Here is an 11,236-nt window from a genome sequence, read left to right as displayed (position 1 = left end):
CCGCTGCACCGAGGCTCGGCCGCCGTCAGGTACCACTAGCAACCAGGGCCCTCACCGTGTGGCTTCCCGCCACCATTCGGCAACACGGCCGTCCATCCAATAGAGCATCTCGGCCTTGCCAGTCACACTGTTAGAGCCGCCTTGAGTGTTCTCGATGGGCCAGCGCTTCTCCTTGAACAGTTGCGCTGAGATCCGGCTCAGAGCTGCATGCTCGTTGCTCTGCTGGCGTCCGGGAAGTCCAGAACGCTCGAGAACCTCCGTGAAGGTGACCTTTTCGTCAGGACGCTCGGCGGTTGCCTCGAACAGCGCGCGAACTCCGGGAAGGTGGTTCACCTTGCCCCACAGAAGGGCAACCTGCGCCTTCGTCCACAGCCCCTGGCGTCCAAGATCGATAGCAGTGTCGGTGCCATCGAGCTCCGCGAGCAGTCCCGTGAGCTTGACATTGAGGGATTCGACGTCAACCAGCGCGGCGACGACAGCGGCGCGCAGATTCGCATGATCCATCGCAAGCTCCTGGTTCAGTTTCGTGTACGAAGTCGCACGATTGAAACCGTATGGATTCGTACACGAACCTGCAAGGCGGCATCCCGTCAGGTGGCGTAGCCGCTCGGGCTCTCGGGACGCGGGTCGGGCCGGTGTGCGGGCATCCGCGCCGCCATGGCTGCCAGCGACAGCAACCTGACGCAGCGTCGGGCCTATCGCAGCCTTGAACTGCGAAGTCGTAGCGTCCTGGCGCTCCACCACGAGGTGGGACATGACCCCGCGAAGCCCCCGAGGGCGACGTCAGCCCTCCCGAACACCGGTTCCGGACCACTCATTGGCTAGGTCCTCCGTCTACTTCGGTATCAGGTTGATGACCTCAACTTCGTGGTCCGGCAGGGAGTTGCGCTGAATCACGAGACGCTTGATGGCACGACGGAGGCGGGCGATGACCGGTTCGCAGGCGATCCAGTCGGGCTTGAGCTTGCTGCACACCTCGGCGACGAGCTAGCGGCCGATGTTGCCAGCCCTTCGTCGCCCATCACCGAGCACGCGGCACCGTGGCCAGCCACAGCATCGTGGAACGCTAGCTCGCGCCGATCCAGCGGTGCCTCGAACTTCTCACCGCGGTTGACGTCGTCCCTGGCCTCGTTCGCCATCTGACGAGCTTGGCGATGAGCTCCGTGGTCGTGTACATGCGAGGGGAGTCTCCGGCGCAGGCGCATCTGAAGTAGTGCATGCATACCGCAGCGACGTGCTGGCCAACTGCCCCACCGGCATGGACTCATCCGCGGTCCACTATGACGGCATCACGCATGCAAGCAGGTCAGTCACGGCAGGCAGGGGCAGCACAGAAGGCCGTCTGGCATTTGCCATCCAAGAAGTCGATCTCGCCCACCGATGTCACGAGTGTCGTTGGCTTGCCCCAGACTGTCTCTAGTGTTCAAGGCGGGACCCAGGGGAGGGGAGACCGGTCGTGACAGGGACGACACCTGGCGGTTCGATAGAGGTCCTCAAGCACCTACACGAGTACCTCGATAGCCACTTTCGGACGCTTCACGAGCATCGCCAAGCGCTGCGGCCGGCGGCCCCCGTCTTCGCCTTGGAGCACGATCTCAATGATGATGACCTCGACTTGCTTTCGAGTGCAGTCCGCGGTGCCGTCGCAGAGGGTTTGGATGTTCGCCACCACACTCAATGGCTGCCTTTCGTAATACATGCCGCAGAGATCGGTTACCTCTATACCGGAGACGAGTACTGGCCACTATTTTCCCAGAAGACCCCGGGCTGGGATCATGGCCCGCAATGGAAGATTGACAGTAAGCGCAAACTGATCAAGCAGTGGTTCAAGCAGTTTGCGGCCGAGTACGGCGGGATCGAACCTAAGGGCGCCTTCGCTGCAAACTTCAACATCATTGCCTGGCCGATCACACATGCCATTATGCCGGCCGACCTGCAACGGCAGATGGCTCAGCTACTGTTTGAGGCGCGTGCGGTACTGACGTCAGCGATGCTTGACGATCCAAATGTGCTCGGTGCCCATCTGGCCGCCCGCACGGGTGGATACAGTGATCGATTCCAAAAACTCTGCTCCAATCAGAGCCTGCTCGGGCATATAGCTGCAGCTCTTCTCTCAGGCGACGACGAAGGATCGCCATATCTATTGCAGTCAACGCTCGTCCGCTTGGCTGCCGATTTGACTAACGAAAATGAGTCACGAACCTGGCTGGCGCAGGCTAAACGCTCGGCGCGTTCGATCCGCTCTCGGGGCTTCCTCCCAACAAATGCGACCCAACGACCCCCACGGCGCGAACAGTTCCTCTCGAGTGTCACAAATCCGAAGCTTCTCCTGCGGCAGGAAATTGGCGGATGGCGTCCGCATCTGGAACTACCTGATCTCACGACTCTTCAAGCCGAGAATAATCAGGTCGGCGAGGAACTGCGAAAACTGCGACCACGGATTGAAGGACGCCGCCAGCCGTTGCCCCGGGGAGCACTTCTATACCCGGGCAAAGTGCCCCTGTCTACGTGGCCCCAGCAGGAAATGCCCATCATTCAACTGGAGCAGGGTTCAGCGGAAGTTAACGAGCTAATCTCCAGGCGCTGCACTATCACTCGAGGCCCATGGTGGGTATTTCACAAGCAGCCCGGAGGGTTGGCTACTGAGGTTAAGGGAAAGTTTGTCCGGCCGGGTCGAGAATATATCCTGGTCGGCTGCGCGGGAAGTAACGTCCCAACGCCCACTGGGGTGACTGAAGCAGCAATTCTCGCCGATGGAGTGCATGCTTTCGATGTGAAGACGCCGTCTGTCATTAGCGAGGAAGAAGTCGCCCAGCTCGCGACAATTGGCTTGTCAGTGGTCTCGGATGTGTCGATTCAGCCAGTCGGCCTCACTCCGGCTTATTGGGACGGGGAAGGCTCTGTCGAGTGGCTGGCCGGCGATCCAGTGATGCTCACAGTTAAGTCCGCTCAGGCTACGGAAAAATGCTCAGTGAGGGTAAACAGCGGCCTTCCCTTTTTGCTGGAGTGGCCCATGGGGAGCCAGCAGCTGACATTCGGCCTGGAGGACCTCCCCGTAGGCGAACACGAGGTGCATGTCGCGCTGCTGACCGCAGATAATGGGACGCCTTTCGCGAACGGTTCACTCGCTGTCACGATTCGCGACCCCCATCCGAACCTGGAAGAAGGAACAGACGGGGCAGGCATCCGCCTGTTCGCCACTCCAGCCCGCCCGAAGCTACCCGAGATCTGGGACGGCCGCGCAAGCCTCTCGGTGAACGGCCCTATTGGCACGAAAGCTGAACTCACGATCGTCCTACGTGACGACACTGGGATGGAACTAGTGCGGCAGCGTCACGGAATCTCGCTCCCTTTTAGCGACAATGCATGGACAAGGCTGGCGACTCAGGAATTTCGCAGAGGAAAGCTGCTCAGCGCCTACAACGCGGCAGAGTCTTGTGAACTATCGGTTTCCCGAAGCGGAGTGGGCTTCGCATCTCTAGTCTGCGAACGAGGTTTCCATCCACTCCGTTGGGTTCTCACCAAACAGCACAATAGTGGGCACGAAGCACGTCTGATTGACCGTACAGACGGCGATGACACTAACGTGCTCCTGTTTTCCGTGGAAGATCCCTTGGCGGGCGAGCAGCAGTATGCGCACAGACCGATTACCGCTCCAGCAAGTGGCGGAATGCTCCGGGCCACGGCTGGGAATTCGACCGCCGCCATCATCCTGCCACCTGATCCAAACTGGCTACGCCAGAGGCCGAGCGACCACCCGATCATCCGCTGCAAGGACAATTCGCTGCCCGCAGTGCGGACACTTATCTGTGGTCACCACCACTGGGCCGATGCCGATCTGTCGGCCGACCCGTTCTCCTATCGCCAGCAGCAGTTGGTTCTCGACGCAGTCACAACGTCCCTTGTGTCCCTCGTAGCTGGGGCCAGGTGGGCTCACCTGGAGCGCAAGCGGGTTCGCCTCACCACCCGCAAACCACCAGGCATGTTGGATGAAATGCGAAATCTTGTAGGCGAGGCGCCGACACAGCGAGCAGTGGCCCGGTATATCGCCAGCCACCTCTGGCAGTGGTTGGATTCACCGTTGGCACTACAGGAGGGGTTCAGGGACGCTATTGATGTCATCGCGGCAGATAGCGGTATCGGCAACTCTCGCACCGCGGCAGAGTTCCTCTTGCTTCTAGCAAGTAGGCCTGGCTCCTTGGCTGGTTGGGACGAGACTGAACGAGACATGATGCTGAGGTGTGTGCTGCGCTCCCCCGTCCTCATTCGTGCAGCTCGATTCGCGGTACTGGGCACTGAAGACCTTCGAGACGCTCCAGAGCAGTCGGCTATTAGGGACAGCCAGTGAAAATAACCGTGCTCAGCGATCAAATGGTTGCAGAACGAACAGTTCGCGCGCTTTGGCTGGACGAGACATCAACTGACTTGTTCTCTTCAGAAGCGCTCTGCGCTTTGCTCCGCCGCGCTGCCTCTGTCTTGTGTCCGGCAAGCCCGCGTCGACTGGTAGACGCAGTACTTGAAGCTCTCAGCCCGTTGGCCGAGTCATCCTTGATGACCCGCCACGATGTCGCTGCACAATTGGATCTCTTGGTGTCAATCGGTGACCTAATCGAGCTCCCTCACCATGGCGATCGCACGAGCCGGCAGATCTACTTGGCACCGCCCTCGTATGTGACAAAGGCGCCCGGACGGTATCTCCTGCTCGGCGTGCGGCCCAACGGCGCACCGCTTGTCAACGAGGCACTAGGTGCGGAGGTGCATCACGAGGGCCATGCCCGGTGTCTCGAACTCGACGCTAAGGTCGCCCCCGATCGCCTGCAGGCCGCCGGCCTGCAGGCGATTCTCCGCGACCACTGGCTCAAGCGACCTAGGGCGGAGCGTGCGGCCACAGTCGTTGATGTGATGCGCCAGCGCTTGGACGGGGCAGGAGAGTCTGGTCAAGTCGATGGCCTGAAGATCATTGATCCTCAGACGTCAGTTCTCTACTACCGAGGTCGCTGGCGGCCGATCGACATCACAGACTCGGGAGACTTCGTTGGTCGGCGCCCGCAAGCGTATGGTGCCGACTTGTGGTGCTTTGTACGCGTAGTGCGTGGCGTACCTCGAGCACTGGTCGATCTGCCCGTTGATGACCTCGCTGCAACTGGCTGCGACGAGGCGTGGCGCACGCAGGCAGCAATCGATGCTCTGACGGGCACTCCGCAAGCCATGCACGTGCACCTCGCTGCAGGAACAGTCGGCGATCTGCGTCTAGACCTGTTCAGCCCTGTACCTGCGTGGGCGCAGCGCTACCTCGAACTCGTGGGGATCCCCGTCTCACGGGCAAGAGGGACCTTGGTCTCGTACCGCGTACCGATGTCGGCGATCGGTGAGTTGTCGGTGTTCTTCGCTGACATGCTATGGATGCATGTCAGCGAAGAGGGAGGGGTGGCGTGACAGTGGAAGCGCCAACGATCGCGGGGACGATCAGCAAGATTCAGGAGGCCCTTCGGGACTACATCGAGGCCACCTATCACGTCGGGCATCCCACAGTGCTCGATCAGCGGCGCGAGTTGCTCGAGCAGGAGGGCGTGCTGTTTCAAGCCCCCTACATCGAGAGCACCCCTCGCTACCAGACGAACCGAACCTTCGGTGATCTTGAACTTGACGAAGCCGTCCAAGACCTCTTCGGAAGCCTGTCGGCCGCTACGGCCGACTTGAAGCCTCTGCTGTACGACCCGCCCTACACCCATCAGGCTGAGGCGCTGGAGTGGACTGCTCGTGACGGCCGTAGCCTGGCCGTCACCACCGGCACGGGCTCAGGCAAGACCGAGTCGTTCCTTCTGCCAATGCTGGCAAAGCTTGTGATGGAGGCCTCGCACAAACCCACGTCCTTCAAGGCCCCGGCTGTGCGGTCTTTGATCCTTTACCCGATGAACGCGCTGGTGAACGACCAGTTGGGCCGGCTTCGCCTCCTGCTGAGCGATCCACGCGTCACCGCCAAGTTCAACGCGTGGGCCGGCCGCCCGGCACGCTTTGCTCGTTACACCAGCCGAACGCTGTATCCCGGCGTGCGCAAGGTCCAGAAGGATCAAACGCGCCTTCGCTCTATCGAAGACTTCTACATCAACCTGATCGATCTGGCGAACGACACTTCATCGCCGAAGCACGAAGAATCGGCAGCTCTCATCAAAGAATTGGAGTCACGCGGAAAGTGGCCGGCTAAGCCAGATCTGAAGGCGTGGTACGGCAAGCATGGTACTCGTTGGAAGAATAACGCTGGTGAGTTCGTGCGCGCTGTCCTGCGCCACGAAGATCCAGAACTTCTGACGCGTCACGAAGTGCTGGGGGAGCCTCCGGATGTTCTGATCACCAACTACTCGATGCTCGAATACATGCTCATGCGTCCGCTCGAGCGTCCTGTATTCGATGCCACCCGAGCCTGGTTGGCGAACAACCCCGATGAGAAGTTCCTCCTGATCATTGATGAGGCTCACATGTACCGCGGTGCCGCCGGCGCCGAGGTTGCACTCCTGTTGCGCCGTCTACGCGCACGGCTTGGAGTCCCTGCCGAGCGACTCCAGGTGATCTGCACAAGTGCCAGCTTCAAGAGCTCCGAGTATGCACGTCAGTTCGCCGCACAGTTGAGCGGCAAGTCCGAAGCTGACTTCAAGAGCGTCGAGGGCAAACTCTCCCTCCAGGAATCCGCCAGTACGGGAAGCCTGCAGGATGCTCAGGCTTTGGCCGCCGTGCCTCTGAAAGACTTCTATGAGGGTGACAGCGATGAAGCTCGTATCGCCGCCGTTCAAGGTCTCCTGGACTACCGTGCGGTGACGATGACAGGGAGCGCAACGGTAGGTGAACTGCTGCACGATGCGCTCAACACCTTCGGTCCAATGAACCTTCTGGTCAATGAGACGATGAAGCAGGCGCAGCCGGTAAATGAGTTGGGCACGCTTATCTTCCCAACGGCACAGGTAGAACTCGCGGACAGAGCCGTTTCTGCGCTGGTCGCCTTGGGTAGCGCGGCACGGAAGTCGGCAGATGGTGCGGGACTGCTGCCCTGCCGTGTACATGCTTTCTTCCGCGGTCTGCCTGGGCTCTGGGCTTGTCTCGACACCAACTGCCCGGAAGTCGACCGAGTAGCTTATCCACAGCCGGGGCCGGTGGGTCAGCTCTATGCTCAGCCCAGAGCAACCTGTAACTGTGGCGCCAGAGTCTTCGAACTATACACATGCCGTCACTGCGGCTCCTCCTATGCGCGGGCTTACACCGATGACCCCGCTGACCCAGCACACCTCTGGCACGAGCCAGGGGGAACCTTCCAGTCCGCATACGGTTCCATCCCGGAGCTCCATGCCCTCGACCTGCTACTCGAGGATCCATACGAGGACAACGTCGAACCCGCCGACATCGATCTGGTCACGGGCAGACTCAACCCGGAAAAGCTCGGTTCTCGAATCCGCAGCGTCTTCATCCCTCGGTTCCGGAGCGGAGAGTCAGTCAAGGACGACGATGACAACGAAGCCGAGGCAAACGGAGAATTCAATCCCTGCGGCGTCTGCGGAAAGTCCGCGACCTTCGGCCGTTCGTCCGTACAAGACCACCAAACCAAGGGTGACCAGCCTTTCCAGGCCTTGGTGACGCGTCAGATCGAAGTCCAACCACCAGGAAGGCAGCCGACCACCGACTTCGCGCCGTTGCGTGGGCGTAAAGTGCTCGCCTTCTCCGATTCCCGACAGGTCGCCGCCCGGCTTGCACCCCACTTGCAGAATTACTCAATGCGTGACGTAATCCGTCCTCTCATTTTGCGGGGATGGAAAGAACTAGATACGCCGCCGTTTGATCGCGCACTGAATTTGGACCGACTTTACCTGGCGGCAATGGTAGGAGCCCGAAAATTGTCGGTCAGGCTTCGCCCAGAACTCCGCCCCACTGAGTCTCTGCAGGCTTTGGAGAACGTCACAAAAGCAATCGACAATGGCGCACTCGACGGTAACTTCGGCGAATTGATGGAATTGTTCGCGATCACCGATCCGCCACCACACTCGCTGATGCGGACGATGTACGCAGCACTGACACATAAATATCTTGGATTGACACCTCTTGGACTGGCCTCTCTCCGTGAACCGCCAGCCAAATCCGCAGAACTTCTCGCAGCACTTCCCAACATCGAAAATATCGCCACCAGCGATGATTCCAAGCTGGCCCTCGTGCGGTTGTGGCTGATGCAATGGATGAATCGTGGAATCTGGTTTTCGTCGATGACCGACGGTGACTGGTGGATGACGGAAGGCGGCGTCCATCCTCATTCAGGTAAATTCCAACCACTCGAACGATGGCTTAATTCTAGAGCTTCGAAGAAGCAGTTCAACGATGACTGGCTGCCCGTACTACTTCGCCACTTCTGCGAAGGCATAGGCGGAAAGTACCGACTGTCAGCGTCGAAAATTTATTTGGATCTCAGGGAGGATTGGGGGTACTGCGAACGCTGCCGCTTCACTCAGAGGCCGTTCCCCGGCACTTCTCGGTGTGTCAGCTGCTGTGCCCCCCGAGTTCGTGTAATCGATCCCGAAACGGACTCCGTCTTCCAAGCTCGCATGGGCTACTATCGCGCCAGCGCCGCTAGAGCTCTGCGTAACCCGCCCGAATTGCCAATGAGCATTATCGCTGCAGAGCACACGGCTCAGCTCAATGCGGCACAGTCAGATGCGGTCTTCTCCAAAGCAGAAGAGCACGAGTTGTTGTTCCAGGACGTCGACCTCGGCTTGCCTGGATCGGGAGATCAGCAGAAACGCGCTGCCATCGATGTTCTGTCCTGTACGACCACTATGGAAGTGGGCATCGACATCGGCAATCTGTCTGGTGTAGCGCTACGCAATATGCCGCCTTCGCGCGCGAACTACCAGCAACGTGCAGGCCGAGCAGGGCGTCGGGGCAACGCCGTCGCCACAGTCCTCGCTTTTGGCAGCGCCGACACCCACGATGACCACTACTTCCGCCAACCAGATCTCATGATCCGCGGGGAAGTCGATGACCCAGTACTAACGATGAACAACGACGAAATCACGCGGCGTCATGTCATCGCGTACCTGCTACAGCGCTACCACCAGGACCGCCTACCTGCAATCGAGCCCGACGAGCAACCGCAGCTCTTCGAGGTCCTCGGAAGAGTTGGAGATTTCACAGGATCAACCTCTCCGCTGAACCGAGCTGACCTAGAGGTGTGGCTGAAAACCAACGAAGATCACCTTCGTGAAGAGGTTGCGGCGTGGCTCCCAGACGAACTAAGCAAGGAGAGCCGCCAGTCCCTCCTAGCAGAAATCACCACAAGGACTCTCCACGAGATCGACAAAGCTCTCGACCTAGATTCCAGTGGAAACTCAGTTACTGCCTCCGAAAGGGATACGCCAACCGAGGGCGAAGAGGCAAATAGGGATGAGCTGACTGAAGATCTGGAGGAGCCCGACGCCCGGCGAGGTCAGAAGAATCTGCTTGATCGACTGCTGTACAAGGGAGTACTGCCTCGCTACGCCTTCCCTACAGATGTCGTCGCATTCTATGTGTTCGATATCCATCGATCGACGCCGTTCAGGCCTGAGTTCCACTATGCGCCCAGCCAGGGACTTGCCGTGGCACTCAGCCAGTACGCCCCCGGAAAGGCAGTATGGATCGATAGCAAAGAATGGTCCTCTGGAGCTATTTACGCACCGGTTCAGGACACCCGCTACCAAGCCTGGCGGGACAGGCTGCTCTACTTCGAGTGCCAGGTCTGTCATTACGCCAAGCACTTCTCCTACCAGGAAGCCAAGCGCGGAGAAACGCGCCCGTGTCCGGCCTGTCGGACCGAGGAGGCATTTGGCGAGGCAAAGAACTGGATGCGTCCTCCAGGATTTGCGCACCCTGTCAAGAAAGATCCCGGCACCAGTCCCGACAAAGCCCCAGCGCGCAGTTATGCCACACGCGCCAAGCTCATGGCCCCCGGGCCTACCGAGGAGAATGCCTGGCAGCAAGTCACTGAGCGGCTAGCTCAGACATACCGTCGCGAGACGCTCCTCGTGACTAACACTGGCCCCCGCAATGAGGGGTACACCTACTGCACAAGCTGCGGGCTCATCGAGCCGACGGCAACTTCCTCAGGTGTGGTCCACGGCACGCACAAGAAGCCATTCCCCGACGAGAAGGAGCCAAATTGCCCCGGCGCTCGCTCGACACGCGGCCTAGTTCTGGGAACCGACTTCATCTCTGACGTGCTCCTGGTCCGCCTGAAGGTGGAATCGCCCCTAACGCTTATGCCGGCATACCTGTCTACACACATCGCGCTGCGCACAATCGCTGAGGCACTAACTATTGCCGCAACCAGAAAGCTTGATATCGAGGCGGCAGAGCTGCAAGCGGAGTATCGACCAGCACTCACCCCCCGCGGTGGCGAAGGTCTTGAGGCTGAGATCTACCTGTACGACACACTCGCTGGTGGCGCCGGTTTCACCCGTCGGGTCAATGACTACGGTATTGAGATCTTTGAGCAGACGCTGGAACTCCTCGAAACCTGTCCAGCAAACTGCGATGAGTCTTGCTACCGCTGCCTGCGTAGCTTCCGCAATCGGTTCGAGCACAACCTTCTTGATCGTCGCGTCGGAGCCGGCCTGCTGCGCTACCTGATCGACGAGACGCCTCCGGCTCTGGACGCAGAGCGGCTCGCGCGATCTGCTGACAAACTCTACGAGGACCTCACCAGCCGAGAGGTCGACGGCGTCTCATTCGAAAGAAACATCGAGGTCGATATTAAGGGTGTCGGCACGGTTGTTGCTCCCATCCTTGCAAGGCGGGGAGACCAGCAATGGATCTTTGGTGTCCATAGCCCGCTGACCCCTGACGTGGCGCCGACCGACAGGCTGCAGGATGCCAAAGAGAGTGACGTACAAGTCCGTCTAATCGATGACCTGGTGATCTCTCGCAATCTGCCATTCGCGGCCCAACTCGTTCAGCAAGCTCTGCAGTGAGCTCGAGCTGATCCGATATGACGTCAGCATATGGTACTCAAAAAGGTCCTGCGCCACTGCCCGCTAAACGGGGCCCCGAAAAGATAGTGCAGAGAATGCCGGGCGGAGCAGCTACGGCCCGGCCGGGAATTTCGCCATGCATGAAGTGACGCAGAGCACGCAAAGGGATGACGGCCTACATCGTGATGTAGGCCGTCATCACGTCGCTGTCACCTGCAGGTTTCAGTGTGAGCCGAAGACGGGCCCAAACGACC

Annotated in this window: 5 protein-coding genes; 3 read left to right on the top strand and 2 right to left on the bottom strand. The window is 59.7% G+C overall.

Annotated features, from left to right (window positions below; genetic code table 11):
- Positions 1-51: 51 nt before the first annotated feature.
- Positions 52-504, bottom strand: a complete 453-nt coding sequence (locus D0Z67_RS14865; RefSeq protein ID WP_031179030.1) for a hypothetical protein — start codon at positions 502-504, stop codon at positions 52-54.
- Positions 505-834: 330 nt separating this feature from the next.
- On the bottom strand, positions 835-975 hold the full coding sequence (locus D0Z67_RS29925; RefSeq protein ID WP_158713878.1) for a hypothetical protein: 141 nt from the start codon (positions 973-975) through the stop codon (positions 835-837).
- Between the two features lie 607 nt (positions 976-1,582).
- Here D0Z67_RS29925 and D0Z67_RS30170 point away from each other — a divergent pair.
- Genes D0Z67_RS30170 through D0Z67_RS14850 form a run of 3 tightly spaced genes read left to right on the top strand, consistent with a single transcriptional unit; the run spans position 1,583 to position 10,982 of the window.
- Entirely contained in the window at positions 1,583-4,348 is a 2,766-nt protein-coding gene (locus tag D0Z67_RS30170) for a hypothetical protein (RefSeq protein ID WP_234312562.1), read from the top strand.
- Positions 4,349-4,356: 8 nt separating this feature from the next.
- Positions 4,357-5,436, top strand: coding sequence for a hypothetical protein (locus D0Z67_RS14855; protein ID WP_158713879.1), 1,080 nt, complete (start codon positions 4,357-4,359; stop codon positions 5,434-5,436).
- Positions 5,433-10,982, top strand: a complete 5,550-nt coding sequence (locus D0Z67_RS14850) for a DEAD/DEAH box helicase (protein ID WP_031179032.1) — start codon at positions 5,433-5,435, stop codon at positions 10,980-10,982. The genes D0Z67_RS14855 and D0Z67_RS14850 overlap by 4 nt, the downstream gene beginning before the upstream one ends.
- The last annotated feature ends 254 nt before the right edge of the window (positions 10,983-11,236 follow it).

Source organism: Streptomyces seoulensis, from assembly GCF_004328625.1.
Taxonomy (GTDB): Bacteria; Actinomycetota; Actinomycetes; order Streptomycetales; family Streptomycetaceae; genus Streptomyces; species Streptomyces seoulensis.
This window is presented reverse-complemented; position numbering and strand designations above follow the sequence as displayed.

What these genes read in the sequence shown, in the direction of transcription:
- D0Z67_RS14865 (WP_031179030.1), bottom strand. Translation starts at nt 504, where the DNA reads ATGGATCATGCGAATCTGCGCGCCGCTGTCGTCGCCGCGCTGGTTGAC.